We start from the raw sequence: 24,412 nt of genomic DNA on the forward strand, positions 1-24,412 counted from the left end.
GCCAGGGAAGGCCCGGCGGGTTCTCCGGCCCCGTTCGGGGGCCGGCAGACACACGACATTGGGGGGGCTCGGTGTCTCATCGCCGACTCGTAGCATCCGCGACCATCCTCGCGGCAGGCATGTCGCTCATCCCGGGTCTGGCCCACGCGGCCGACCCGGCACCGGCACCGGGCAAGGCCCACGGGGTCGCGCTGCCCGACCAGGACCTGAGCGAGGTGCGGCCCACCAAGACCTTCACCAGCCCGGCCGAGGCCGGCACCAAGTCCGCGGCCCCGGCTGCCGGTACGTCCAAGGCCGCCGGCGCCCCGAAGGCACAGACCGCCGCCGACCCGACCTACAGGGTCGGCCTGACGGCCGTGCACACCAGCGCCCACGGGATCGAGCTGGCGGCCAAGCTCACGGCCGCGGCCGACCAGTCCCTCCAGGTCACCATCGACTGGGGCGACAACAGCTGGCAGGAAAGCTACGGCGCCACCGGTACCGGGCTGGAGCGCCGCCAGCACGCCTACTCCGAGGTGGGCACCTACCTCATCACCGTCAAGGCCGAGGACACCGCCGCCGGCACCTCGGTCACGAACACGGTCTCGGTCACGACGATGGGCTCCGAGTTCACCCCGCACACCCCGACCCGGCTGCTCGACACCCGTGACGGCACGGGCGCCCCGAAGGGCAAGGTCGGCCCGAACGGCTCCGCGCGCCTCAAGGTCGCAGGCGTCGGCAAGATCCCCGCGGGTGCGACCACGGCGGTCCTCAACGTCACCGTCACCAACGCCACCGCCGCCGGCCACATCACCGCCTTCGCCTCCGGCGCCGCCCGCCCCACCACCTCGAACCTCAACTTCGAGCCCGGCCAGACGGTCCCGAACCTGGTCGTCGTGCCGATCGGCACCGACGGCTACGTGGACCTCTACAACAGCGGCCTGGGGACGGTCGACCTGATCGCCGACGTCACCGGCTACTTCACCCAGTCCGCCGCCAGCGGTTACACCGCGATCACCCCGGAGCGCTTCGTCGACACCCGTATCGGGCTCGGCACCCGCAAGGGACAGGTCGAGGGCTTCAAGGGGTTCGGCACCGCGATCTCGGGAGTCCGCAGCGTCCCCGCCGGGGCCACCGCCGTCGCCCTCAACGTGACCGTCACCAACCCGAAGGACGACGGCCACCTGACCGTCTACCCGGGTGGCACGAAGGCTCCGACGGCTTCCAACCTGAACTTCCGCGGCGGCCAGACCGTCGCCAACTCGGTGATCGTCCCCATCGGCGCCGACGGCAAGATCAGCATCCGCAACGGCGGCTGGAAGGGCACCGACGTCATCGTCGACGTCGTCGGCTTCTACAGCCCCAACAGCCAGGCCGCGTACGTGCCCTTCCAGCCGTTCCGCTGGCTCGACACCCGCGAATGGAAGTGGGGCCCGCTGCCGGGCCGTCACTACATCCCCATGAGGCTCAGCACGAAGTACCCGGGCACCAAGGCCTTCATCATGAACACCACGGTGACCAACACCAAGGGCGTTGGCTTCCTCGCCGTCGCCCCGGACCCGAACTCGAAGGAAGCGTACGAAGGCAACTACGACAGCCCGCCGAGCGCGCCCGGCTCCTCGACCCTGAACTTCACTCCGGGCAAGACCGTCCCGAACCTGGTCCAGGCGAGCACCGGCTACCACGGCATCATCGACGTCTTCAACGAGAGCGACGCCAACATCGACGTCGTCGTGGACATCTTCGGCGACTACGAGGTCGACTGATCCACCCGTTCCACCCGTGAGCGGTGAAGGCAGCCGCCGGCCGAGCCGAGCCGCCGTACGGAGCCGGGCACCCGCCCGGCCCCGTACGGCGGCCACGCGCTAGCCTCAGCCACCACCGACACCGTCTGGGAGGCTCCCGATGAACGCAGCTGTCCGGCACGAACCGCGCACCGCGGAACGGGAGTACGACCTCGTGCTCTTCGGCGCGACCGGGTTCGTGGGGGCGCTGACCGCCGAGTACCTCGCGGCGCACGCCCCCGCGGACTGCCGCTGGGCCCTCGCGGGGCGCGACCTCGCGAAGCTGGAGCGGCTGCGCGAGCGGCTGACCGCCCTCGACCCGCGCTGCGCGGACCTGCCGCTGCTGCGCGCGGACGCCCAGGACGCCGCGGCGACGCGCGAACTGGCCGCCTCCACCCGGGTGCTGGCCACGACCGTGGGGCCGTACGTCTTGTACGGCGCCCTGCTGGTGGCCGCCTGCGCCGCCGAGGGCACCGACTACCTGGACCTGACCGGCGAGCCGGAGTTCGTGGACCGGATGTACGTCGAGCACGACGCGCGGGCCCGCGAGACCGGCGCCCGGATCGTGCACGCCTGTGGCTTCGACTCCGTCCCGGCCGACCTCGGGGCGTACTTCACCGTCGGACAGCTGCCGGCCGGGGTCCCGCTGACCGTGGACGCCTTCGTGCGCTCCAACGCCCTGTTCTCGGGCGGCACCTTCACCACCGTGCTCACCGCGCTGGGCCGCGGACCGCAGAACCTGGCCGCCGCCCGAGCGCGCCGGATGCACGAGCCCAGGCTGCTGGGCCGGCGGGTGCGCGTGCCCGTGGGTGCACCGCGCTTCAGCCGGGAGACCGGCACCTGGGCCGTGCCGCTGCCCGTCCTGGACGTCCAGGTCGTGGCCCGGTCGGCAGCCGCGCTGGAGCGGTACGGCCCGGACTTCCGCTACCGGCACTACGCCTCCGTACGGCACCTGCCCGTCGCCGTGGGCGGTACGGCGGCGGTCGGCGGGGTGGCCGCCCTCGCGCAGATCCCGCCGGTGCGGCAGTGGCTGGCGAACCGCTGGGAGCCGGGCCAGGGCCCGGACGCGGTGCGGCGGGCGCGCAGCTGGTTCAGCGTGCGGTTCGTGGGCGAGGGCGGCGGCCGCCGGGTCTTCACCGAGGTCTCGGGCGGCGACCCGGGGTACGGGGAGACCGCGAAGATGTTCGCGGAGTCCGCGCTCTGCCTCGCCTACGACGCCCTGCCCGAGCTGTCCGGCCAGCTGACCACCGCCGTGGCCATGGGCGACGCCCTGCTGGACCGGCTCCAAAAGGCGGGCATCCGCTTCCGCGTCGCGGCCTCCGACTGAGGCGCCGCCCGGACGGCCCGCCCTACGCGGTGGCTTCGCGCAGGGCCCGCCGGCACAGCGAGTCGGCGTGCCGGGTGGTCTCCGGGATCCGGAAGCGGGGGCTCAGCGCCAGGGCGTGCGCGCAGGCGTTGTCCAGGGAGACCCGGTGGCCCACCGAGACGTACACGGGCTTGATCCCGTCCTGCGTGCGCAGCGCCCGCCCGACGACCTCGCCGTCGGGTGCGCGGAGCGGGGAGAGGTCCCCGCGCCGGTCGCCCGGTTCCTCGTACGTGAAGGTGAACGGGTTCTTCGCGACGCCGATGGCGGGCAGCCCGGTGACCACGCCGAGGTGGCAGGCGAGCCCGAAGCGGCGCGGGTGGGCCAGCCCGTAGCCGTCGCAGACGACCAGACCGGGCGTGACGGTCAGCGCCTCCAGGGCGGCGAGCACGGTCGGCAGCTCGCGGAAGGCGAGCAGTCCGGGTACGTAGGGGAAGCTGACGCGGCCGACGGAGGTGGCCTCCTCGACGACCCGCAGGGTGGCGGCATCGAGGACGACGGCCGCGGCGGCCACCAGGTCGCGCTCGTCGTCGTAGGCCACGTCCACCCCCGCGATGAGCCCTTCGCCGGGCGGTGGTCCGGTCTCGGTCAGGACGACCCGGCCGCGCAGCTCGTCTTGTATCGCCTTGGCCCCGGCCTCGTCGGCGGGGATCTTCGCACTCGTCATAGTGCTGCGAGAGTAGCGTCACGGATGAGCTCAGGTTTTCCTGCTTGGGGCTGAGTGTTCGCCCAGGTCGGAAACGAGTCTCGGGTCTCGCCGTGGCCGCTGTGTGATCGGGGTGGCGTGGGTGTGCAGGTGGAAGCCTGCGCCGAGTCTGGCCCCGCACGGTCGGTGCCGATTGGGGGTGCTCATCGTGTGCGGTGCCTGCCGCCCACCTCGCCGCTGGTTGCGGTGGGTGGGTGGCTGGGGCTGCCGCCCCGCCGGACGCTTTACACCCTGACCTGCCGCCGCTGGTGCGGCTGCTGGTGTTCCGGGTGGGGCGGGGACCCTGCGTCGCTGCCTGGGCACAGGGCGGTCTCTCGTCGGACCCGACTTCGTCCGGTCCGGGTGGGTGGGCTTGGGGTGCTGGACGGGTTGGTCCAGCTCCTGAACCGTGCGGCGGATCACATACGTGCCACTCGCGCGGTCCAGGACGGTCAGGTGCTGGTGTTGCAGGCCTCGGGCGCCGATGCGCTGCCAGGCGGCGACGTCCCGGTCCGCGCTGTATCCGCAGTCGGGGTGGGGGCAGGTGGCCCATTTCCAGCCCGGTCGGGTGTTGTCGGGGGCGGCGTGGTGACGGAAGGCGGTCAGGCAGCGGGGGCAGTACTTGGAAGTGCCGCGCGCGGGGACGATGACCACGGCTATCCCGTGCCGGGCTGCCTGATGCCGCACATCAGCCACGATCTGCCCTCGTACCGAGCTGGAAAGGCGGGAGTTGAGGGTGCGGCCCTTGCCGCGGGACTCCATGTCGCGCAGGTCCTCCAGATAGATCACCGACGCCCGCGCGGCACGGGCGTGATCCACCATGAACCGGGCGGCCGCCTTGGCGATCTCCGCGTTCAGGCGCCGGCGCCGCCTGCTGACCCGTGAGTGTTCGGTGCGCACCACGGCGAGCTTGGTGACGATCGCAGGGTCGGGGTGCAGGCCGAGGGCACGCCGGCCGCCCAGGAGCGTCTCCAGGTGGGCGGCTTTGGTCCACAGGTGTTCGGCGAGGATGCGGAGCCGGTCGGCTTTGGCCAGTACCCCGTTGGCGCGGACAGCGTTGTCGATGGTGGGTGGCAGGCGGAAACGGATCCGTACCGGGTGCCAGTCGCAACGGGTGCGCGGGGCAGGGCATACCGGAAGCCGCACGGTCAGCACCGCGTAGCGGGCCGGGTCGTCCTCGCACCGGGCCAGAGTGGCAAGCTGTTTGTCGGCGGCCGCCAGCACCACCTGCCGGCCGCCGCCCGGCGCCGCCTCCAACTCACACAGACCGGCGGGCAGACGCCGGTACGCGGCGAGGAACCTTGCCACTTGACGGGTGCGGGAACGGAAGACGGACGCGGGCACCGCAGTGCCTTGCGGGCAGGCCGCCCGCAACGCCGCCCACTCCTCCATGCCGCGTTTCATCGGATCCCCACCGGCCGGCCACGTTTCCAGGACCGCGTCCACGAGCGCCGCGCGCCATTCAGCCGAGCGCAGGACCCGCCCAGCCTGCTCCTCGGCAACCCTGCGGACCCGATCGGGCACATACAGCCCCGCCGGAACGGCAGCCGACCAACCCAGAGTCCGCAACGCCATCCACGCGTTCGACGGCAACCGCCCACCCGACCGGGCAACACCCGAAGCGAGCACGGCCAGCTCGGCCCGCGACCAGTGCCCGCCGACAACCCCGGCAGCCATCGTCTCCACCAGCGTCGTCAGCCAGCCCACCCGCTCAACCAGCGCGGCAGCCTTCAGGACCTCACCGCTGACCGTGTCCAGACCTCGGAACGCGGTCACGGACGCGCATGCGACCCGCGCGGTCTCCCCCTCGCCCAACGCGACCTTCCGGCGCACACCCGTCACCCCGCCCCCATGCACGATCTACTGTCCGATCATCGGACCCACATACGGAACGAGCCCCACCCGATGAGGACACGCGGCACCACAGAATCCGCGCAACGCCCAGGAATGCCAGACCAACCGGACGGCTGCATGCAACCCTGGCGATCATGTTCGTCATGGAGCTCACCTACACCGCGCCCGTCGAAGCCGTCGAAGAAGAGATGGACGCGCACATCGCCTGGCTGGACGGCTACTACGCCGCCGGCATCTTCCTCGCCTCGGGTCGCAAGGTCCCGCGCGACGGGGGCATGATCCTGGCCGGCGGGGTGTCCCGCGCGGAGATCGAGAAGATCGCGGCCGGGGATCCCTTCGCGGTGGCGGGCGTCTGCTCGTACCGCATCACCGAGTTCCTCGCGACGAAGACCTCAGCGGACCTGGCGACGGTGCGGGAGAGCCCGGTGGTCTAGCGGGGGCGCTCCAGATGGTCCGCGGCGGGCGGTCCGGAGCCTGCCTTGGGCCTGTGGAGTGAGCGGGAACCAGCCGTACTGCGTCCGCTCCGGGGGCTGCGGACAGGCCCCGGAGGCCCGCGTCACCGTCACCCTGTGCGATCACACAGGCGCGTTCAGGCCATTCGGTGACACAGCTCACTCCCGGTCGCGTGCACGGATTCGCCGCTTCACGCGTCTATCCCGTTGCCGGGCCCGCCTCACACGGTCCGGCACGAGATCCGCCGCAAGGGAGCGAGCCTTGATCACTGTCATCGAGCAGGCCGTGCAGGCCCGACTGGTCGCCACCGCGCCGAAGGTCGACACCGTACCCGTCACGCTCTGCTACGACCGGTCGGATCCCTTCGCCGTCCGGATGGCCTTTCCCGCGCCCGCGACCCTGGAGGGCGTCGAGGTCTCGTGGACGTTCTCGCGGGAGCTGCTGGAGTACGGACTGGACCGCCCGTCCGGCTGCGGGGACGTGCGCGTGCGCCCGTACGACGCCGACCGGACCACCGTGGAGTTCCACGCCCCCGAGGGGGTCGCGATCGTGCTGATGGTGACGGCCGAGCTGCACCGCTTCCTGGAGCGGGCCTCGACGATCGTGCCGCCCGGCCTGGAGCACCTGTACCTCGACATGGACCAGAGCCTCGCCGAGCTGATGCGCGACTCCTGCTGACGCCTTGCTTGGATTCGCTTTAATTCGTTTGCCCGCGGCTCCGGCCGCGCCGTAGCTTCGTAGACGCCCCATCGCCGTCGAAACGGAGCAGGACGTTGTTCCTCTGAGGTCCGAGACACCGACCACCGCCCTCATCCGCGGTCCCCTGTGTCTCCCCCGCGTTGCACTCACCACTCACGCAACCTGGAGGCCTCCATGAGTCCTGCTCCCATGTTCATCACCTGCTCCGACCTGTCCTTCGACTGGCCCGACGGAACCCCCGTCTTCGACGGGTTCCAACTGGCCGTCGGCCCCGGCCGTACCGGCCTGATCGGACGCAACGGCTGCGGCAAGTCCACGCTGCTCAAGCTCATCGCCGGGGAACTGACCCCGAGCGACGGCCAGTTGACCGTCGCCGGTACCGTCGGCCAGCTTCCGCAGACCGTCACCTTCGACACCTCCCTGCGGGTGGACGAGGCGCTCGGCGTCCACACCACCCGGGCCGCCCTGCACGCCATCGAGGCGGGCGAGGCGACCGAGGCCAACTTCGCGGCCGTCGGCGACGACTGGGACGTGGAGGAACGGGCCCTCGCCACGCTCGACCAGCTCGGGCTCGGCCGGATCGGACTGGACCGCACCACCGGCGAACTGTCGGGCGGGGAGTGCGTGCTGCTCCGGCTGGCCGCGCTGCTGCTGAGCCGTCCGGACGTGCTGCTGCTGGACGAGCCCACCAACAACCTCGACCTGCGGGCCCGGCGCCGGCTGTACGCGGCCGTCGAATCCTGGTCCGGGGTGCTGCTCCTGGTCAGCCACGACCGGGAACTGCTGGACCGGGTCGACCAGATCGCCGACCTGCGCGACGGCGAACTCCGCTGGTACGGCGGAAACTTCACGGACTACGAGGAGATGCTCGCGGCCGAGCAGGAGGCGGCCGAGCGGATGGTCCGGGTCGCCGAGGGCGACGTACAGCGGCAGAAGCGCGAACTGGCGCAGGCCCAGGCCAAACTGGCCCGGCGCAAGCGGTACGGGCAGAAGATGTTCGAGACCAAGCGCGAGCCGAAGATCGTCATGGGCGCCCGCAAGCGCGCGGCGCAGGAGTCGGCGGGCAAGCACCGCATCATGCACACCGAGAAGCTGGCGGAGGCGGAGGAACGTCTCGACCAGGCGGAGCTGGCGGTGCGCGACGACGCCGAGATCCGGATCAAACTGCCCGCCACCCAGGTCCCGCCGGGCCGCCGCGTGCTCACCCTGAGCGCACTGCACCCGGTCCACGGCGCCCCGGTCGCGGGCGAGTGGGAGCTGCGCGGTCCGGAGCGGATCGCGCTGGTGGGGGCCAACGGCTCGGGCAAGACCACGCTGCTGCGCACGATCGCGGGGGAACTGGCCCCGCTGTCGGGCGAGTCGGTGACCCATGTCCCGGCCCGGTTCCTGCCGCAGCGGCTCGACGTACTGGACGACGAGCGCTCGGTCGTGGAGAACGTGGCGCGGTTCGCCCCGCACGCGACGAACAACCTGATCCGGGCGCGGCTCGCGCACTTCCTGTTCCGGGGTGCGCGGGCGGACCGGCTGGCCGGCACCCTGTCGGGCGGCGAGCGGTTCCGGGCGACGCTGGCGGCACTGCTGCTCGCGGAGCCGGCCCCGCAGCTGCTCATGCTGGACGAGCCGACGAACAACCTGGACCTGGCGAGCGTACGGCAGTTGACCGATGCCCTGGATTCCTATGAAGGGGCGCTCGTGGTCGCGAGCCATGACGTGCCGTTCCTGGAGTCGATCGGCATCACGCGGTGGCTGCTGCTCGACGGCGGGATGCGGCCGACGACGGCCGAGGAGGTCCACCGGTCGCTGTGGCAGGGGTGACCCGCGCCGGCGAGTATCTGCACCAGCGGGTACCGCGCTAACGCGGCAAGGGCAGTAAGGCCCAGGACTTGGTGCCGCCCATCGGGGTGAGCACCGGGGTGAGTCCCCAGTCCCCGCCACAGGCCTCGACCACCGCCGACAGCAGCCACATCCCGCGGCTGCGCCGGCTCCGGCACTCCTCGCTCGCCTCGGGCGAGGAGTGCGCGGGGTGCTGGTCGAAGACGACGATCCGCAGCGCGTCGAACTGCCAGCGGACCTTCAGCACCATCTCCTTGTCGGGCGTGAACCGGTAGGCGCAGGCCACGAGTTCGGAGGCGGCCAGCGCCGCGTTGTCGCACAGGTCGGGCAGTCCGTGCCGGTCGAGCAGGGACCGCAGGGCGCCCCGGGCGCTGCCCGCACAGTGGGCGCCGCCCGGCAGGCCTATGGAGTAGCTCAGTTTCTCCGCCCCTGGCGGGGCCTGCCGGAACTCGTGGACCGACCGCAGGCCACGGAGAGTGCCCGTCATCGTGCTGCTCCAAGGTTCTGAGGTGCTGAATGCGCTGATGGCCGTGTGGTCATACAAGAGCTGGAGGTCGCCCCGTGTGAGACTTGCGCTACCGACCGTAGCGCAACGTGGTGCACAGTGCTACTACTTGTACGACCACTTGATGTTTTCTCATGGCATTTCCGGACTCGTGCGCATGCTCCCGCCTGCCCTCGACCGGAGGAGAGGGGACCTGTGCCACCGAGGAGTACACCGACCGCACGCCAGCAGCGCCTGGGCTCCGAGCTGCGCAAACTCCGCGAGCAGTCGGGCATGACGGTGCAGCAGGCCGCGGCGCTCATGGGGGTGGACCGCACCAGGATCCCCAACATCGAATCCGGCCGGATCGCCATCGGCGCCGAGCGTGTCCGCACCCTCGCCTTCAACTACGACTGCCCCGACACGGGGCTGGTCGACCTACTCGCCTCCATGGCCCAGGAGCGCGAGAAGGGGTGGTGGGAGCAGCACCGGGGGATGCTGCCGCCCGCACTCCTGGACATCTGCGAACTGGAGCACCACTCCGTCGCGTTGCACACCGCCGTCACCACGCACATACCCGGACTGCTGCAGACCGAGGCGCACGCGCGGGCCGTCTTCGACACCGCCGACCCGCCGCTGCCCGAGCCCGACCTGCAGGCGCGGCTCGCCCTGCGGATGCACCGCCAGCAGGTGTTCGCCCGCGAAGCACCGCCGTTGTACGAGGCGGTGGTGCACGAGGCCGCGCTGCGGATGCAGTTCGGCGGCCCGAAGGTGGCCCGGGCCCAGCTCGAACACATACTGGAGCAGTCGGAGCGGGCGCGTACGACCGTGCGCGTGATTCCGTTCACCGCCGGCGGGTTCCCCGGCGCCGGCCAGTCCTTCACGTACGCGGCCGCCACGATCAGCGAGCTGGACACCGTGCAGCTCGACAGTTCGCACGGCTCGATGTTGCTGGATTCGCAGATGAAGCTGCTCCGCTACCGGGGCCTGCTGGAGCGGCTGCGCTCCCTGGCGCTGCCGGCCCGCGCGTCCCGCGATTTCATCCGCGCCATCGCACGGACCCTCTGACCGGGCCGACCGGCTGACTGACCACCTGACCGGATCCGACGAGGAGACGAGAGAACGACATGGGCACGAAGAGCACGACCCCGGCCACCCCGGCCGCGCCGGCTACCCCGTCGGCGACGGCCGGCATCGCGTGGGACGAGGCATTCTGCAGCGAGGGGGCGAACTGTTTCCGCTTCGGCCGGGACGCCGAGGGGAAGGCGTACATCGGAACCACCGACTCCGCCGCCTACGTCACCGACTCGATCGATGCGCTCCGTGCGCTGATCTCGGCCGTCAAGGCGGGAGCAGCGGACCACCTGCTGGCGTGACTTTAGTCCCTTCAGGCCACTCCACACCCCCCTCAAACTGCACAGATAACGGGACGTAACCAGACAGAGGTCCCCTTGGGGCTTGGCTGGTCTTGATGTCGCGCTTAACCTACGACTCCGTAGGCTACGGAACCGTAGGTAAGTCTCTTTGCACCCAGGAGTACCCGTGACGATCACCTCTCCCCACCTCGGCAGCTCGGAGGCGTGGACGGACGCCAAGCTGCTGTTCGCGCTGGAAGAGGTGGTCGAGAAGGAACTCAACCGCCATCTGAAGGTCACCAAGGACTGGATGCCCCACGAGTACGTCCCGTGGAGCGACGGCCGCAACTTCCCCGGCTTCTTCGAGGACGGCGAAGCCTGGGACCCGCAGCAGTCCAAGGTCACCGAGATCGGCAAGATCGCGCTCGTCGTGAACCTGCTGACCGAGGACAACCTCCCCAGCTACCACCACGAGATCGCCTCGCTTTTCGGCCGCAACGGCGCCTGGGGCACCTGGGTGCACCGCTGGACCGCCGAGGAGGGCCGCCACGGCATCGTCATGCGCGACTACCTGCTGGCCTCGCGCGCCGTGGACCCGGACAAGCTCGAAGCATTCCGGATGCAGCACATGTCGGAGGGGTTCGAGTCCGACAACCGCCACTCGATGCTCCACTCCGTGGCGTACGTGGCCTTCCAGGAGCTCGCGACCCGCATCTCGCACCGCAACACCGGCCACCAGTCCGGTGACCCGGTCTGCGACCGCATGCTGGCCCGCATCGCGCAGGACGAGAACCTGCACATGGTCTTCTACCGCAACCTGCTGGGCGCGGCCTTCGAGCTCGCCCCGGACCTGACGATGCAGGCCGTACGGGACGTCGTGGTCGACTTCCGGATGCCCGGACACGGGATGCCCGGCTTCGAGCGGATGGCCGCGCAGATGGCGATCGGCGGGGTCTACAACCTGCGGATCCACCACGACGACGTGCTGAGCCCCGTGATCCGCTTCCTGAAGATCATGGAGATCGACGGCCTCGGCCCCGATGGGCAGAAGGCCCAGGAGGAGCTGGGTCTCTTCATGGACGGCCTGGACTCCGAGGCCCGCAAGTTCGACGAGCGGCTGGCCGCCCGCGCGGCGCGCATCGCGGCCCGCAAGGCCTGATCGCACCGTCTGACCACACCGCACCCGCCGACCTGACCGGTTTCCGCTCGCTCGGGCGGGTGACGACGATTGCCCTGGCAGAGCCCCGCTCTGCCAGGGTTTCGTCATGACCGCCATGACGCCGCTCCAGGTCGAGATCGACCAGCTGGCCCGCCTCACCAACGCCCTGGACACCTCGCTGACCGCGCTGCGCGAGGCCCGGCGGGAGCTGGACCACGTACGGGCCGACCAGCTGGGCACGGCGGACCTCGACGCGGCGTGCGACGGCTTCCAGGAGAGATGGGGCCACGGCACCAAGGAGCTCGCGGGGCGGATCAAGACCGTGCGCGAGGGCGTGCGCCGCAGCGCCGCCGAGTACGCGGAGCTCGACGAGGCCATCCGCGCGGCCTTCCGGCAGGCGGCGTCCATCCGTGGCTGACTCCCCCGTGGTCGGCATCACCCCGGCCGGGCACACCGCCCTCGATCACGCCGCGCTCGGCTTCGACCCGGCCCCGGGGAGCCCGGATGCGGTACTGGCCCTGGCGAAGAAGCTCCGTTCCTCGGCGGACTGCCTCGCGGAGAGCTCCCGCGTCGTCGACGCCCTGGTCTCCCACAGCTCGGCCTGGCAGGGCGAGGCCGCCACCGCCTTCCGCGCCTCGCTGTCGCGGGAGCTCCCCCGTCACCTCCACGCGGCCCACACCTCCCTGGCGGAGGCGGCGCGCGGGCTGACCGGCTGGCACGACACCCTGGCCGCGCACCGCACCCTGGCCTCCCGCTACGCCTCCCTGGCCACTGCGGCCACCACCGAGGAGGCCCTCACCGACGCCCGCCTCCTGGCCCGTGAACTGGCCTCGGAGCACTCGGCGGCGGCCCGCAGAGTGGCGCGCACGCTGACCGCGACGGCGGAGCGGCTGGCGCCGAAGGAGCCCGGGGTGCTGGAGTCGGTCTGGAACAAGATCGTCGAGGATCCGGCCGACGCCCTCTCGAACGCGGCGGCCATTCTGGGTGCCGCCGGTGCGGGCATCGCCCTCTTCTTCCCGCCGGCCGGGATGGCGGTGATGCTCGTAGCGGGCGGGCTCTCGCTGGCCGCCCTGACCGCGCACCTCGCGGACCCCGGCTTCCGCAAGCCGCTGACCGAGGGTTTCACCCGGGGCAAGTTCGACGCCGCGTTCTGGAAGAACGGCGTGACCCTGCTCGGCGACGGCCTCGGCGCCGTTCCGGGCGTGGCCGCGGTCGCCTCGGGCGCGCGGGCCGGTACGGTCGCGGCCCGCGCGGCCATGGCGGTCCCGGAGGCCGGCGCCCTGGCGGGCGTGTCCCCGGGCGCGGGTGCCTTCGCCCGTACGACGTGGAACACGGCGGACGAGCTGCGGAAGGTGGAGAGCCCGCTCGCGGCGTGGGCACTGCGGTCCTCGACGCCCGAGGTCAGGGAGCGGGTGGGGGTGGCCGTGGCCGGCACCGGAGCGGCCACGGCCGCCGCCGACTACACCGGCGACGACGCCGCCGTGGACCGCGGCTCCACGGCGGTGGACGGCACCCGTCTCGTCGTGGAGGACGGTCCGTCCACGGCCGCGAAGTCGGCCCGCCTCTGGACGCTGGTGCAGCCGTGACGCGCCACGCCGTCCCGCCCGTCTGGTTCCGGCTGCCTCCCGGGTTCCACGACATCGGCCCCGAGGACCGGGGCGCCCTGGAGGAGGTCGCCGGAGTCCTGGAGGCCCTGGCCGACTTCGGCGACGGCACGGATGCGGCTGCGGCTGCCGGTGCGGCTGCCGGAACCGGTGCGGGGGCGCAGCTCGCACTTCTGATGGACCGCCTCGACGAGCTCGCCGGTCAACCCGGCCTGCACCTGGTCCACACCGCGGTCGGCCTCCACCCCGAGGGGCCCGAGGCCGTCTCCACCTCGCTGTTCTCCCTCTCCGTCCGGCCCGCCGAAGAGCCCGGGTCCGCAACCGGCGCCGCGGCGGGTGTCGCGCGTACGGCACTGGCCCTCGCCCGGTCGGCACCCGGGGGCGGATCGACGCGCAGCTTCGTCGAGCTGGCATCGGGCCTCCCGTGCGCCCTGGTCTGCGGGGTCGTTCCCGCCTCCGGCACCGACCGGGGGCTGTTCCAGGCCAGGGCCGTCACGGCCCATCCGGAGGGACGCCACCTGTTCCTGCTCGACCTCACCAGCGCGGCCACCGAGCACGCGGGTGCGTACACCGCCATCCTGGAGGCGGTCGCGCACACGCTCTCCTTCGCCGATCCCAGGGCCCGGACGCCCGGGCCGCCGGGCGGCGCCGGGACCTCGCGGATCCTGGAACTGCTGGGGTGACGCCGCCGCCCGCCGGGGGCCGCGCGGCCGGGCCGTCTCTTCCGGATCTTGCCGGTCAGGCCCGGGGCCCGTCCTTCGAGTCAGGGCCGGCGGCGCAGGGCCTGGCGCTCGGATTCGGACAGGCCGCCCCAGACGCCGAAGCGTTCGTCGTTGGTCAGGGCGTAGTCCAGGCAGGCCTTGCGGCCCTCGCAGGCCCCGCACAGCCGCTTCGCGTCGCGCAGCGAGGAGCCGGGCTCCGGGAAGAAGAAGCCCGGGCCCGTCTGGGCGCAGAGGGCGAGCTCGTACCAGGCCGGGGCGGCAGTGGCGGAATCGGTAGCGGTGGTGTTCATCGACATGCCGCAGAGCCTGTCCGCCGGTGATGGACGTCCGATCAACGCCTGATCAACAGCCCAGAGTGAACGACCGTGCGTGCGATGACTTCGGTACCATGGCGGTATGGCAGACGGACGCGTGGAGCGCGGGAACCAGACCCGGCGGACCGTCCTGGAACGGACGATGAGCACCGCCTCGATGGACGGCCTGGAAGGGCTGTCCCTGGGGAAGATCGCCACGGAACTGGGGCTGAGCAAGAGCGGCGTGTTCGCCCTCTTCGGGTCCAAGGAGGAGCTGCAGCTCGCCACCGTGCAGGCGGCCCGTGACGTCTTCGTCGAGGAGGTCGTGCGTCCCGTACGGGACGAGCCCGCCGGGATCGCCAAGGTGTGGCGGCTGTGCGAGAGCTGGCTCGACTACTCCGGCCGCCGGGTCTTCCCCGGCGGCTGCTTCTTCTACTCCGCCGCCGCCGAGTTCGATTCGCGCCCCGGGCCCGTCCACGACGAGATCGCCAAGACCCGTGGCGCCTGGACGCGGTACGTCGAGCGGCTGCTCGACGAGGCCCGGCTGGCGGACGGGTTCCGTGATGCGGCCGCGGCCGACGCCGAGGCCGTGGAACAGCTCGCCTTCGAGATCATGGCGATGATGGAGCTGGCCAACGCGCACTCCGTGCTGCACGAGGACACCACGGCCTACGACCGTGCCGCGCGGGGCATCCTCGCCCGGCTGCGCGCGGCGACGGCCGCCCCGGAGGAACTCCCGGAGCGGCCGCCCGTACTCACGTTCCCGGTCGCCGGTTTCTCCGCCGGCGACGCACCGGCCGTCAGCCTCCCGGCCGCGTCGGCTTCGTCGGACCGCTGAGCCGCATCGAGGCTCCCGCGACCGCCGCGGCGAGCGCGGACAGCGCGATCAGCAAGAAGATCCCGTGCCAGTGCTCGCCGGGGCCGCCCCGGGTCAGCAGGGCCGCCGCACCGGCGACTCCGAGCGCCCCGCCGAGCTGGCGGGCCGTCATCAGCAGGCCGGTACCGGCAGCGAAGCGCTGCGGCGGGAGTCCGGCCGAGGCCGTGGTCGAGAGCGCGGTCAGCACGGCTCCGATGCCGAGACCTCCGAGCAGTGCGGCGGGCAGGAAGATCCGGGCGTACGAGGTGGACTCCCCGACCCACCCCCACAGCAGCAGGGCGTTGGCGGCGAAGAGCAGCGATCCGACGGTGACGGCGGCCCAGTGGAGGCGGTGGGGGACCCGGCGGCCCACGTAGAGCGAGCCGGCCATGGCGAGGACGGCGCCCGGTGTGACGCCGACGCCTGCCTGCAGGACCGAGTAGTCCCAGCGCTCGACGAGGTAGGACGGGCCCATCAGCAGCCACGCGTACATGGCGACGCCGAAGAGCAGGGCTCCGATGTTGGCGCGGGCGAACAGCGGGTCGCGCCACAGGTCCCGGTCGACGGCCGGGGCCGGATGACTGCGCGAGCGGCGCAGCGCGAGGGTGCCCGCCAGGGCCCCGCCGATGACCAGGACGAGCACCTTGGGGTCGGTCCAGCCCCACTCCGTGCCCTGGGAGAGCCCGGCCACCACTCCCCCGATGCCGAGGGCGAGGGCCGTCGTACCGACGGGGTCGGGGAGCCTGCGCCCGGTGCGCGGCTCCTTGGGGAGGATGCGGGCCGCGGCCCAGCCGACGGCGAGGCCGAGCGGGACGTTGATGAGGAAGATCGCGCGCCAGTCCCACCACTCGACGAGCACTCCGCCGATGCTCGGGCCGACGGCGGCGGCCAGTCCGCCCGCCGCGGACCAGGCCCCGAGGGCGGCGGCCCGGCGGGCGGGCGGCGTGTGGGCCAGTACGAGGCCCAGCGCGGCGGGGATCATCCCGGCGGCGGCCGCTCCCTGGAGGGCGCGGGCCAGGATGAGCAGCTCGGCGGTGGGGGCCGCGCTGGCGGCGAGCGAGGTCAGGGTGAAGGCGAGGGTCGAGCCGAGGAACAGGGCCCGGCGGCCCAGGATGTCCGCGAGCCGGCCGGCCGCGGCGAGCAGGGCTGCGAACAGGACGGCGTAGGCACTGACGACCCAGGTCAGGCGGGCCAGCGACACCTCGGGGAAGGCCCGGCGCAGGTCGGGGAAGGCGATGTTGACGACGGTGGCGTCGAGGAAGGCGAGAAAGGTGACGGCACTGGCCAGCAGGAGCACCTGCCCGGCACCGGGGCCGGACGCGGGGGCGGGGGCGGGGGCGGGGGCGGAGGCCGGGGCAGGGGCTGGCACGGAAGGGGAGCCGGGCGCGGCTACGGGCGCGGGCGCGCCCGGTTCGGGATGGGTGGCGGTCATCGGGTGGCTCCTGCGGTCTCGGCGGCCGGGCTCGCCGCAGGGGTCTGCGACGGGGTTGCGTTCAGGAACTCGACGGCGGCCGCGATGACTTCCGGGTCGAGGAGGATGCGGCGGTGGCCGAGTCCGGTCGTCTCGATCAGGCGGGCCCGCTCCCCGTAGGCCGCCGCGATGGCGCGGGACTGGGCGGGGGCCGCGGTGTCGTCGTCCGCGTCGTGCACGAGCAGGATCTGCGAGGGGATCTCCTCGGGGCGGTGGCACGCGTCGAAGCGGGGCCAGATGTCGGGCTCGCCCGGGAAGAGCCGGCGCTGGATGTGGCGCCGCATGGCGTCCTCGACGGCCTGGTTCACGCCCAGCAGCGCGCGGAACCGCTCGGCGAGGAAGTCGAAGTCGGCGATGGATCCGATCCCGACGATCCGGTCGGCCCGGATCCCGTCCCGCAGCGCGAAGAAGGTGGACACCACCCCGAAGGAGTGGGCCAGGACGGCCGAGAACTCCCCGTACTGCGCCCGCAGTCGGCGGATGATCTCGCGCTGCCGGAGGATGGTGGTGGCCCGGCCGCCGGACGCGCCGTGACCGGGTGCGTCGAAGGAGACCACGGTCCGGCCCTCGGCCAGCAGCGCCTCGACGAACCCGGCGAAGCGCGAGGCGCGGGAGGTCCAGCCGTGCACGATGAGGACCGGCCGGTCGCCGTCGCCCCAGCGGTACGTGGTCACGGGTATCCCGTCCACGACGAGCCGCCCGGTCACGGCCCGGGCCATGACCTCGGCCTCGCCCGGCTTCACCTTCGGCCGGCCGAGCGGCCGCACGAACAGCGCGAAGGCCACCCGCCCGACCGGGCCCGGGGCGACCCGGGCGGTGATGTTGAGGGTGGTGCTCAGGAGTGAAGCCATGGGGTGCATGCCCGGTTCTCCGGATCTCCTCAGAGTGGCCAGACGGGGCTGGCGGGTCAGGGTGGTGAAGAGATATTAGCACGATCGTTCGTGTTGTTATGGATGGATCACGCGAGCCCTCTTCCTGTCCGGTCGCCCTCGCCAACGACGGTAGTCGACATTGATCCACCGACCGGGAGAACTCCGGTCGCCATCAAGGACTTTGATGACCCCACCTCGCCGGGCGGCCGGCCGACCGGATTCGGGGGGTAGCCCCACCCCCGGTCGGGTGGGTCGCCGGATGTCCCCGACCCCCGGCCTCCCCGGATCCTGTGACGAGCCAAGGGACTTCGGCAGCGAACGGGGACGGCACGATGACAGACACAGACACACGCGCACGCACAGACGCAGGCGCAGGCGCCCGCACGGGCACACGCACGGGGACTCACCGGCGCGCGGCCGCGGCGGCGCTGCTCCTCGCCCTCACGGTCGCCACCGCCGGCCCCGCCGCGGCCGCCACCACCGCGGGCCGCTCACCCGCCGGGCCGGTCGGGATCTGGCGGCTCGACGGCTACGGCACCGTGCTCCGCGTGGAGTCCGGACGGCTCCAGGAGTACCAGGTCACCGGGATCAGCTGCCTGCCCGGCCCGAGCGCGCTGCGGGTACCGGACAGCGGGAGCCCCGCGGCCTTCCGTTACGCCACCGAGGACGGCGAGGTCCTCACCGTGCGCCGCGGATCGGTGCACGTCGAAGGTTCGGTCGGCGACCGGGCGACCCAGCGCCTCGCCTCCTTGCCCGAGCGGTGCCGCGAGGCCCAGGAGCCCGGCCCCGGCGCGGACCCGGTCGCCACCTTCGACGTGTTCTGGCAGAGCTTCGCGGAGAACTACCCCTTCTTCGCCGCCAAGGGCGTCGACTGGAACGCGGTGCGCGCGAGCCACCGCCCCCGCGTACACGCCGGCACCACCGAGGACGAACTCTTCGCCGTCTTCGAGGAGATGCTCGCCCCGCTGCACGACGCACACGTCCGCCTCTCCGACGGCGGCGACCGGTTCTTCGGCGAGGTGCGCCCGGGCACCGTGATGCCGACCCTGGAACTCGAGACCCGGGTCAAGGCGTACATCCAGGAGGTGGCCCTCGGCGGACGAGCCCCGCAGGAGTTCGCCCAGGGACGCATCTCCTACGCCGACCTGCCCGACGGCCGCGGCTACCTGCGCCTCTCCGGCTTCGGCGGCTACACCGAGAGCGGCGACTTCGCCTCCGAGAGCGCCGAGCTCGACCGTGTCCTGGAAAGCGTCTTCACCGCCGAGCGCACCGCCCGCCTGCGCGGCCTGGTCATCGACCTGCGCATCAACGGCGGCGGCTCCGACGAGCTCGGCCTGCGCCTGGCCGCCCGGCTCACGGACCGCCCGTACTTCGCGTACGCCAAGCGCGTGCGCAACGACCCCGACGACGCGACCCGGTTCACCCGCCCGCAGCCGCTGTACGTCCAGCCCGCGCGGGGCCCCCGCTTCACCGGACCGGTTGCCGTGCTCACCGGCGGCTCCACCGTGAGCGCGGGCGAGACCTTCACCCAGGCCCTCCTGGAGCGCCCCGGCCGGACGGTGCGCATCGGCGAGCCGACCCAGGGGGTCTTCTCCGACGTCCTCGGCCGCACCCTCCCCAACGGCTGGGAACTGGGCCTGCCCAACGAACAGTTCCTCACCCGCACCGGGAAGACCTTCGACGGCCCGGGCATCCCGGTCGACGTCACCACCCCGGTCTTCACGCAGGAGGAGTTCGACGCACACCGCGACTCCGCCTTCACCACCGCCCTGCGCCACCTTCCCCGGGCCTAGGGGTCTGGCAGCTCCCGTCAGTCCTCGTGCTTCGCGCGGCTCGGCTGGACGCGCTTGGGCTCGCCCGGCATCTTCGGGTAGTCCGGGGGGTACGGCATGTCGCCGAGGCCGTGGTCGCGTTCGTGGCGGTCGGCCAGTTCCAGCGCGGCGTCCAGGGCGAAGGCGTGCTCGTCCATGTCGGCGTGCAGGTCGCCCAGTTCCGCGAAGCGGGCCGGCATCGTCACGATGTCGAAATCGCGCGGCTCCGCCTCGTCCAGCTCGTCCCAGCGCAGGGGCGCGGACACGGGAGCGTGCGGGCGCGGACGGATGGAGTACGCGGAGGCGATGGTGCGGTCGCGCGCCGTCTGGTTGTAGTCGACGAAGATCCGCTCGCCGCGCTCCTCCTTCCACCAGGCGGTGGTGACCTTCCCCGGCATCCGGCGCTCCAGGTCCCGGCCGATCGCGATGGCGCACCTGCGGACCTCCGTGAAGGTCCAGCGCGGTGCGATCGGCACGAACACGTGCAGGCCGCGGCCGCCCGAGGTCTTGGGCCAGCCGCGCAGACCCAACTCCTCCAGCAGTACACGCAGTTCGTGGGCGACCGCGACCGCGTGGTGGTAGTCGGTGCCCGGCTGCGGGTCCAGGTCGATGCGCAGCTCGTCGGGACGGTCGGTGTCGTCCCGGCGGACCGGCCAGGGGTGGAAGGTGAGACAGCCCAGGTTGGCGGCCCACAGGACGGCGGCCGGCTCGGTCGGGCAGATCTCGTCGGCGGTGCGTCCGCTCGGGAAGGCGATGTGAGCGGTGGGGATCCAGTCGGGCAGGTTCTTCGGGGCCCGCTTCTGGAAGAAGGACTCGCCCTCCACCCCGTCCGGGAACCGCTCCAGGGTCGTGGGCCGGTTGCGCAGGGCGCGGGTGATGCCGTCCGCGACCGCGAGGTAGTAGGCGGCCACGTCCCCCTTGGTGAGGCCGCGCTCGGGAAAGTACACCTTGTCCGGGCTGGACAGCCGGACGGCCCGGCCGCCCGCCTCCAGCTCGATCGCTTTGCCCGCTGCACCCATGTGCGCCACGGTAGGCGGACCCGCGCGGCCCCGCACACCGAGCGGGTCCGGGCGTACCGCCCCAGAATCGGAGACATGGATCTGCCGGTCATGCCACCCGTGAAGCCGATGCTCGCCAAATCCGTGTCCGCGATCCCCCCGGGCATGCAGTACGAGGCCAAGTGGGACGGCTTCCGCGCGATCGTCCACCGGGACGGGGACGAGATCGAGCTCGGCAGCCGCACCGGCAAGAGCCTGACCAGGTACTTTCCCGAACTGGTGGCGGCACTGAAGGCGAATCTGCCCGATCGATGCGTCGTCGACGGCGAGATCGTCGTCATCCAGGGCGCGCGCCTCGACTTCGACCGGCTCAGCGAGCGGATCCATCCCGCCGCCTCCCGGGTGAAACTGCTCGCCGAGACGACCCCGGCCTCGTTCGTGGCCTTCGATCTGCTCGCGCTGGGCGACGAGGCCCTCCTCGACACCCCGCTCGCCGACCGCCGCGCCGCCCTGACCCGCATCCTGTCCACCGCCCGGCCCCCCGTACACCTCGCGCCCGCGACCACCGACCCCGCGCTCGCACGGGAGTGGTTCGAACGGTTCGAGGGCGCCGGACTCGACGGGGTCGTCGCCAAACCCCTCGATCTTCCCTACCGGCCCGACGCCCGCCTCATGTTCAAGATCAAGCACGAGCGTACGGCCGACGTCGTCATCGCGGGTTTCCGTTTCCACAAGAGCGGTCCGATTGTCGGATCGCTGCTCCTGGGCCTGTACGACGCCCACGGCACCCTCCAGCACGTGGGCGTCTGCGCCGCCTTCCCGATGAAGCGCCGCGCCGAGCTGATCGACGAGCTCGAACCGCTCCGGATGCCCGACCCCGCGGGCCACCCGTGGGCCGCATGGGCCGAGGAGTCCGCCCACGAGACCGCCCGCCTGCCCGGGGCACAGAGCCGCTGGACCGGAAAGAAGGACCTGTCCTGGGTACCTCTGCGCCCCGAGTGGGTCTGCGAGGTGGCGTACGACCATATGGAGGGCGACCGGTTCCGGCACACCGCACAGTTCCGCCGCATGCGGCCGGACCGGGAGCCGCGGAGCTGTACGTACGGCCAATTGGAAGAGGTCGTCGGCTACGACCTCGCAGAGGTCCTGAGCACGAAGACGGCCTGAGGCCCGCCGCGCGGCCGGGCCGGGCGGGAGCCGTGCGCCGGAGCGAATATCTCCTCGAACAGTGTCGTGACCGTGTGCGAAACTGCGGGCTCATCTGCTGGTTTCCGCAGCACACCGAGGACATCCGCAGCGCCCGTAGCGCCCGGACCTGCCACGGGTTCCGCGGTGAGAACGACGAGGATTCACGTGCGACGTCCCCTGCTTCCCGTGGCACTGGCGCTGGCCGCACTCACCGTGGCGGCGCTCAGCGGCTGTGGCGGCGCGGTCTTCACCTCCCGCGGAGCCGGAGGTGAAGCCGGAGCCGGAGCCGGAGCCGGAGCCCCGGCCGCTCCTGGCACCGGGTCGGCGGCGCCGTCCTCGAAGCCGGCCTCACCGCAGTGGAATTCGCAGCCGCCCCCCGCGGGACGGGGGCCGCGCGATTACGACCCCGAGGCGGATGCCGGGGCCGACATAGCGGCCGCGCTCGCGGCGGCGAAGCAGGACGGCCGTCCGGTGCTCATCGACTTCGGCGCCGACTGGTGCGTGGACTGCCGCGTCCTGGGCGTCCGGTTCAGGCAAGCCGGACCCGCCGCGCTGCTGGCCAAGTACCACGTGGTGAAGGTGGACGTCGGCGAGTTCGACCGCAATCTGAACGTGGCCGAGCGCTACGTCGACCTGGGCACGAGCGGCATACCCGCGCTGGCCGTCCTGGATCCCGCCTCCGGCGACATCAAGGTGGCCACGAACCAGGGCGAGTTCTCCAGTGCCCGCAGCATGTCGGCCGCACAGGTCGAGGAGTTCCTGAAGCGATGGCTGTAGCCCTCCGGCTCCGGGCCCGCCGCGCGCGGGCCGGCTGCGCGTTCGTCGCCGCCTGCGCGGCCGTGCTCACCGGGTGCGTCGCAAGTCCCGGTGAGAGCGGGAGAACTGCGAAGGCCGCCCCCTTCACCGCCGGTGGAGTGGCCGTGAAGGTGCGGGCGGAGTTCCGTGACGGCGGCGTACGGATCCTCGCGGAACTGCGGCCGGAGCAGCCGGGTTTCCACCTCTACGGCATCGGTCTGCCGAACGAAGGCATCGACGGGATCGGCATACCGACCCGCATCCGTGCCGAAGGCGGCCTGGGGGCCACCGGGCCGGCGACCACCGATGCGAAGCCGCGGGTGCTGCGTCCGGCCGGTCTGGACGTCGGGCTGCCGGTCTACGAGGACGGGACGGTCACCCTCGAACTTCCGGTCCGGCGGGTCGAGGGTGCCGACAGCGCGCAGGTGTTCCTCACGTACGGGGCGTGCAGCGAGACCGGCGGCTGCCTGCCGCCCGTGCGCGACCACGAGGTGGTCCTGCCGCTCGGCCCGCTGGATCCGGCGAGCCCGGCGAGCTGAGGAATCCACCGACCGGCCCGCTCGGCGCAGGCTCGGGGCGCCGGTGGTCAGCGCGTCGTCAGCTTCTCCCACTCCGCCCGGCTCGGGCCGCCGCTGTTCGGCGCGTAGTCGGGCCGGGCCGCCAGCCAGCGCGCCACCCGCGCCCGGATCTCCGGGTCGGCGTACGTCCGCTCCGGCGGATCGGCCAGGTGCCTGACCCTCGCGCGCGCCCGCATCACCTCCGGGTCCTCCAGCGCGCAGTCGAAGAGCGCGGCCACCTCGCGGGGCGTTCCCACGCGCCCGGCGCGGGTCGCGAACCGCTCCCCGATGGCCCCGTCCGCGACCACCTGGAAGTCGAACCACGGCTTGAGGGTGCGCACCGCCCACGCGTGGTACTCGGCGGCGAACCGCAGCGATCCCGGGTCCTGGTGGGCCGTACGGGCCACCCTGCGCGCCGCCCACAGGGTGAGCGAAGTCCCCTGCCCGAGCGTCGGGTTGGTATGGGTGACGGAGTCTCCGACCGGTACGAACCCGCTCACCACCGGCCCCCGTTCGTCGACCAGGGCGCTCCAGCGGTTGTCCAGGCCGCCCGTGGCCAGTACCCCGGACAGCGGCTCGGCGCCCAGCCCCAGCCAGGCCGCGCCGGGCGGGAAGGCCCGGGCGGCCGCCTCGAACACGGCCGGATCGCGCAGCGCGGAACGCGTGGGGTCCCCGGTGTGCACGAACAGCGTCACGGCGAACAGCCGGTTGTCGGCCGGGAAGACCGCGCACCCGGCGAAGCTGCCGCCCGTCACCGCCCAGGGGCGCCTCGGCCCCTCCTCCCGGCCCTCGGGCAGCCGGTACCAGCGGCAGAAGTAGGCGAGGCCCGTGCGGTGCCGCTCCACGACGCCCGGCCGGCAGCCGATCGCCGCCAGCCACCGTTCGGAGCCGCCGCGCCGGCCGCCCGCGTCCACGACCAGGTCGCCGGCGTAGGCCCCCGCCCCCGTGGTCACTCCCGTCACCCTGACCCCGGATGGATCAGCCCCCTCCGCGATCAGCCCGGTCACCGGCTCCCCGTACCGCGCGACCACCCCCGGTTCGGCCCGTACCGCCGTGGCGAGCGCGCTCTCCAGCACGATCCGCCGGGCCTGGAGCATCACCAGGTCCTCGTCGCCGGGCCGCGCGGGAGGGCGTACGTCGAACCAGTCCAGCTCGTGCCGCTCCCGGGCTCCGAGCCGCAGCATCTCGGCTTGGACGTCGGGCAGTTCCTCGCACAGCACCCCCCGTGCGGCCCCGAGCAGCACGTGCGGCTGGTTCGCCTGGGGCACCGTCGACCGGTGCCAGCCGAAGAAGTCCCGGTCGAGCGCGGTGCCGGGGGCGCGCGGATCGCGTTCGAAGAGCTCGGCCGTGTGTCCGTGGCGCGCCGCGAGCAGCGCGGTGGCCAGCCCTCCTATGCCCCCGCCGACAACCAGCACGTGCGCCATGGAGCCCCCTTGAGCCGGCCGAACCGGCGAACCGGCCGACCTGCGAGTCGACGAGCCGATGCGCCGTACGACGATCGGACCGCGGGAAGCCTGCGCGGGCGGCGCCCGGCCGAAACCCCGCAGGGTCGCTCCGGACGTAAGGTCACAGCGGGCCGCACCGCACGCCGCCCCGG

24 protein-coding genes are annotated in these 24,412 nt (G+C 72.5%); 16 read left to right on the forward strand and 8 right to left on the reverse strand.

Translation table 11 applies throughout. The features are described 5' to 3' along the window. Window positions 1-119: 119 nt before the first annotated feature. Both OG898_RS34135 and OG898_RS34140 read left to right on the forward strand, forming a co-directional pair. On the forward strand, window positions 120-1,745 hold the full coding sequence (locus tag OG898_RS34135) for a hypothetical protein (protein WP_266962324.1): 1,626 nt from the start codon (window positions 120-122) through the stop codon (window positions 1,743-1,745). Window positions 1,746-1,884: 139 nt separating this feature from the next. Then, window positions 1,885-3,090, forward strand: a complete 1,206-nt coding sequence (locus tag OG898_RS34140) for a trans-acting enoyl reductase family protein (RefSeq protein WP_266962326.1) — start codon at window positions 1,885-1,887, stop codon at window positions 3,088-3,090. 22 nt (window positions 3,091-3,112) lie between these two features. Here OG898_RS34140 and OG898_RS34145 read toward each other — a convergent pair whose 3' ends face one another. Beyond that, window positions 3,113-3,793, reverse strand: coding sequence for an endonuclease V (locus OG898_RS34145; protein WP_266962329.1), 681 nt, complete (start codon window positions 3,791-3,793; stop codon window positions 3,113-3,115). A 30-nt stretch (window positions 3,794-3,823) separates the two neighbouring features. Beyond that, entirely contained in the window at window positions 3,824-5,587 is a 1,764-nt protein-coding gene (locus OG898_RS34150; RefSeq protein ID WP_266962331.1) for a zinc ribbon domain-containing protein, read from the reverse strand. Between the two features lie 212 nt (window positions 5,588-5,799). Here OG898_RS34150 and OG898_RS34155 point away from each other — a divergent pair, with 212 nt between their 5' ends. The 3 genes from OG898_RS34155 to OG898_RS34165 all read left to right on the forward strand — a co-directional run bounded on the left by OG898_RS34155 (window position 5,800) and on the right by OG898_RS34165 (window position 8,632). Then, on the forward strand, window positions 5,800-6,099 hold the full coding sequence (locus OG898_RS34155) for a YciI family protein (protein WP_250740820.1): 300 nt from the start codon (window positions 5,800-5,802) through the stop codon (window positions 6,097-6,099). Window positions 6,100-6,379: 280 nt separating this feature from the next. Continuing rightward, the gene (locus tag OG898_RS34160) at window positions 6,380-6,796 is read left to right on the forward strand and encodes an SsgA family sporulation/cell division regulator (RefSeq protein ID WP_250740819.1); all 417 of its coding nucleotides are present in this window, start codon (window positions 6,380-6,382) and stop codon (window positions 6,794-6,796) included. A 195-nt stretch (window positions 6,797-6,991) separates the two neighbouring features. Continuing rightward, window positions 6,992-8,632, forward strand: coding sequence for an ABC-F family ATP-binding cassette domain-containing protein (locus OG898_RS34165; RefSeq protein WP_266962335.1), 1,641 nt, complete (start codon window positions 6,992-6,994; stop codon window positions 8,630-8,632). Between the two features lie 37 nt (window positions 8,633-8,669). Here the strand turns inward: OG898_RS34165 and OG898_RS34170 are convergent, their stop codons facing one another. Then, on the reverse strand, window positions 8,670-9,137 hold the full coding sequence (locus OG898_RS34170) for an ATP-binding protein (protein ID WP_250740817.1): 468 nt from the start codon (window positions 9,135-9,137) through the stop codon (window positions 8,670-8,672). Between the two features lie 213 nt (window positions 9,138-9,350). Here OG898_RS34170 and OG898_RS34175 point away from each other — a divergent pair, with 213 nt between their 5' ends. The 6 genes from OG898_RS34175 to OG898_RS34200 all read left to right on the forward strand — a co-directional run bounded on the left by OG898_RS34175 (window position 9,351) and on the right by OG898_RS34200 (window position 13,935). After that, window positions 9,351-10,202: a helix-turn-helix transcriptional regulator gene (locus OG898_RS34175; RefSeq protein WP_250740816.1), complete on the forward strand. Its 852-nt coding sequence runs from the start codon at window positions 9,351-9,353 to the stop codon at window positions 10,200-10,202. A 59-nt stretch (window positions 10,203-10,261) separates the two neighbouring features. Next, complete coding sequence (locus tag OG898_RS34180) at window positions 10,262-10,510, forward strand: hypothetical protein (RefSeq protein ID WP_250740815.1); 249 nt, start codon at window positions 10,262-10,264, stop codon at window positions 10,508-10,510. Window positions 10,511-10,676: 166 nt separating this feature from the next. Then, window positions 10,677-11,648, forward strand: a complete 972-nt coding sequence (locus OG898_RS34185; RefSeq protein ID WP_250740814.1) for an acyl-ACP desaturase — start codon at window positions 10,677-10,679, stop codon at window positions 11,646-11,648. 106 nt (window positions 11,649-11,754) lie between these two features. Continuing rightward, window positions 11,755-12,066, forward strand: a complete 312-nt coding sequence (locus OG898_RS34190) for a hypothetical protein (protein WP_250740813.1) — start codon at window positions 11,755-11,757, stop codon at window positions 12,064-12,066. Beyond that, window positions 12,059-13,234: a putative T7SS-secreted protein gene (locus OG898_RS34195; RefSeq protein WP_250740812.1), complete on the forward strand. Its 1,176-nt coding sequence runs from the start codon at window positions 12,059-12,061 to the stop codon at window positions 13,232-13,234. The genes OG898_RS34190 and OG898_RS34195 overlap by 8 nt, the downstream gene beginning before the upstream one ends. Next, the gene (locus tag OG898_RS34200) at window positions 13,231-13,935 is read left to right on the forward strand and encodes a hypothetical protein (protein ID WP_250740811.1); all 705 of its coding nucleotides are present in this window, start codon (window positions 13,231-13,233) and stop codon (window positions 13,933-13,935) included. Before OG898_RS34195 ends, OG898_RS34200 begins: the two co-directional genes overlap by 4 nt. 80 nt (window positions 13,936-14,015) lie before the next feature. Here the strand turns inward: OG898_RS34200 and OG898_RS34205 are convergent, their stop codons facing one another. Further along, window positions 14,016-14,270: a WhiB family transcriptional regulator gene (locus OG898_RS34205; RefSeq protein ID WP_250740810.1), complete on the reverse strand. Its 255-nt coding sequence runs from the start codon at window positions 14,268-14,270 to the stop codon at window positions 14,016-14,018. 100 nt (window positions 14,271-14,370) lie between these two features. On the opposite strand from OG898_RS34205, the gene OG898_RS34210 reads away from it, so the two are divergent. Further along, complete coding sequence (locus OG898_RS34210; protein ID WP_250740809.1) at window positions 14,371-15,105, forward strand: TetR/AcrR family transcriptional regulator; 735 nt, start codon at window positions 14,371-14,373, stop codon at window positions 15,103-15,105. Here OG898_RS34210 and OG898_RS34215 read toward each other — a convergent pair. Both OG898_RS34215 and OG898_RS34220 read right to left on the reverse strand, forming a co-directional pair. Beyond that, the gene (locus OG898_RS34215) at window positions 15,068-16,555 is read right to left on the reverse strand and encodes a DHA2 family efflux MFS transporter permease subunit (protein WP_266962342.1); all 1,488 of its coding nucleotides are present in this window, start codon (window positions 16,553-16,555) and stop codon (window positions 15,068-15,070) included. The genes OG898_RS34210 and OG898_RS34215 overlap by 38 nt on opposite strands. Next, window positions 16,552-17,445 (reverse strand): alpha/beta fold hydrolase, encoded by an 894-nt coding sequence (locus OG898_RS34220; RefSeq protein ID WP_250740807.1) that lies wholly within the window; start codon window positions 17,443-17,445, stop codon window positions 16,552-16,554. Before OG898_RS34220 ends, OG898_RS34215 begins: the two co-directional genes overlap by 4 nt. 353 nt (window positions 17,446-17,798) lie before the next feature. Here OG898_RS34220 and OG898_RS34225 point away from each other — a divergent pair, with 353 nt between their 5' ends. After that, a complete protein-coding gene (locus tag OG898_RS34225; RefSeq protein ID WP_266962345.1) occupies window positions 17,799-19,259 on the forward strand; it encodes a S41 family peptidase in 1,461 nt (486 codons plus the stop codon). Between the two features lie 17 nt (window positions 19,260-19,276). Here OG898_RS34225 and ligD read toward each other — a convergent pair whose 3' ends face one another. Then, window positions 19,277-20,296, reverse strand: a complete 1,020-nt coding sequence (ligD, locus tag OG898_RS34230; RefSeq protein WP_250740805.1) for a non-homologous end-joining DNA ligase — start codon at window positions 20,294-20,296, stop codon at window positions 19,277-19,279. Window positions 20,297-20,371: 75 nt separating this feature from the next. Between ligD and OG898_RS34235 the strand changes: the two genes are divergently transcribed. The 3 genes from OG898_RS34235 (at window position 20,372) to OG898_RS34245 (ending at window position 22,797) form a co-directional block, all read left to right on the forward strand. Beyond that, on the forward strand, window positions 20,372-21,442 hold the full coding sequence (locus OG898_RS34235; RefSeq protein WP_266962402.1) for an ATP-dependent DNA ligase: 1,071 nt from the start codon (window positions 20,372-20,374) through the stop codon (window positions 21,440-21,442). A 186-nt stretch (window positions 21,443-21,628) separates the two neighbouring features. Further along, on the forward strand, window positions 21,629-22,240 hold the full coding sequence (locus OG898_RS34240; protein ID WP_266962405.1) for a co-chaperone YbbN: 612 nt from the start codon (window positions 21,629-21,631) through the stop codon (window positions 22,238-22,240). Then, complete coding sequence (locus tag OG898_RS34245) at window positions 22,231-22,797, forward strand: protein-disulfide reductase DsbD family protein (RefSeq protein WP_266962407.1); 567 nt, start codon at window positions 22,231-22,233, stop codon at window positions 22,795-22,797. The genes OG898_RS34240 and OG898_RS34245 overlap by 10 nt, the downstream gene beginning before the upstream one ends. Window positions 22,798-22,844: 47 nt before the next feature. On the opposite strand, the gene OG898_RS34250 is transcribed toward OG898_RS34245, so the two are convergent. Beyond that, window positions 22,845-24,239 (reverse strand): NAD(P)/FAD-dependent oxidoreductase, encoded by a 1,395-nt coding sequence (locus tag OG898_RS34250; protein ID WP_266962409.1) that lies wholly within the window; start codon window positions 24,237-24,239, stop codon window positions 22,845-22,847. Between the last annotated feature and the right edge of the window lie 173 nt (window positions 24,240-24,412).

Origin of the sequence: Streptomyces sp. NBC_00193, from assembly GCF_026342735.1 — a bacterium.
GTDB classification, from domain to species: domain Bacteria; phylum Actinomycetota; class Actinomycetes; order Streptomycetales; family Streptomycetaceae; genus Streptomyces; species Streptomyces stoeckheimensis.

Excerpts from the sequence above, each read along its gene's own strand:
- OG898_RS34220 (WP_250740807.1), bottom strand. The coding sequence starts at position 17,445 with ATGGCTTCACTCCTGAGCACCACCCTCAACATCACCGCCCGGGTCGCC.
- OG898_RS34190 (WP_250740813.1), top strand. The coding sequence starts at position 11,755 with ATGACCGCCATGACGCCGCTCCAGGTCGAGATCGACCAGCTGGCCCGC.
- OG898_RS34250 (WP_266962409.1), bottom strand. The coding sequence starts at position 24,239 with ATGGCGCACGTGCTGGTTGTCGGCGGGGGCATAGGAGGGCTGGCCACC.
- OG898_RS34155 (WP_250740820.1), top strand. The coding sequence starts at position 5,800 with ATGTTCGTCATGGAGCTCACCTACACCGCGCCCGTCGAAGCCGTCGAA.
- OG898_RS34135 (WP_266962324.1), top strand. The coding sequence starts at position 120 with ATGTCGCTCATCCCGGGTCTGGCCCACGCGGCCGACCCGGCACCGGCA.
- OG898_RS34180 (WP_250740815.1), top strand. The coding sequence starts at position 10,262 with ATGGGCACGAAGAGCACGACCCCGGCCACCCCGGCCGCGCCGGCTACC.
- OG898_RS34205 (WP_250740810.1), bottom strand. The coding sequence starts at position 14,270 with ATGTCGATGAACACCACCGCTACCGATTCCGCCACTGCCGCCCCGGCC.
- ligD (WP_250740805.1), bottom strand. The coding sequence starts at position 20,296 with ATGGGTGCAGCGGGCAAAGCGATCGAGCTGGAGGCGGGCGGCCGGGCC.
- OG898_RS34170 (WP_250740817.1), bottom strand. The coding sequence starts at position 9,137 with ATGACGGGCACTCTCCGTGGCCTGCGGTCGGTCCACGAGTTCCGGCAG.
- OG898_RS34215 (WP_266962342.1), bottom strand. The coding sequence starts at position 16,555 with ATGACCGCCACCCATCCCGAACCGGGCGCGCCCGCGCCCGTAGCCGCG.
- OG898_RS34145 (WP_266962329.1), bottom strand. The coding sequence starts at position 3,793 with ATGACGAGTGCGAAGATCCCCGCCGACGAGGCCGGGGCCAAGGCGATA.
- OG898_RS34165 (WP_266962335.1), top strand. The coding sequence starts at position 6,992 with ATGAGTCCTGCTCCCATGTTCATCACCTGCTCCGACCTGTCCTTCGAC.
- OG898_RS34225 (WP_266962345.1), top strand. The coding sequence starts at position 17,799 with ATGACAGACACAGACACACGCGCACGCACAGACGCAGGCGCAGGCGCC.
- OG898_RS34245 (WP_266962407.1), top strand. The coding sequence starts at position 22,231 with ATGGCTGTAGCCCTCCGGCTCCGGGCCCGCCGCGCGCGGGCCGGCTGC.
- OG898_RS34235 (WP_266962402.1), top strand. The coding sequence starts at position 20,372 with ATGGATCTGCCGGTCATGCCACCCGTGAAGCCGATGCTCGCCAAATCC.
- OG898_RS34140 (WP_266962326.1), top strand. The coding sequence starts at position 1,885 with ATGAACGCAGCTGTCCGGCACGAACCGCGCACCGCGGAACGGGAGTAC.
- OG898_RS34210 (WP_250740809.1), top strand. The coding sequence starts at position 14,371 with ATGGCAGACGGACGCGTGGAGCGCGGGAACCAGACCCGGCGGACCGTC.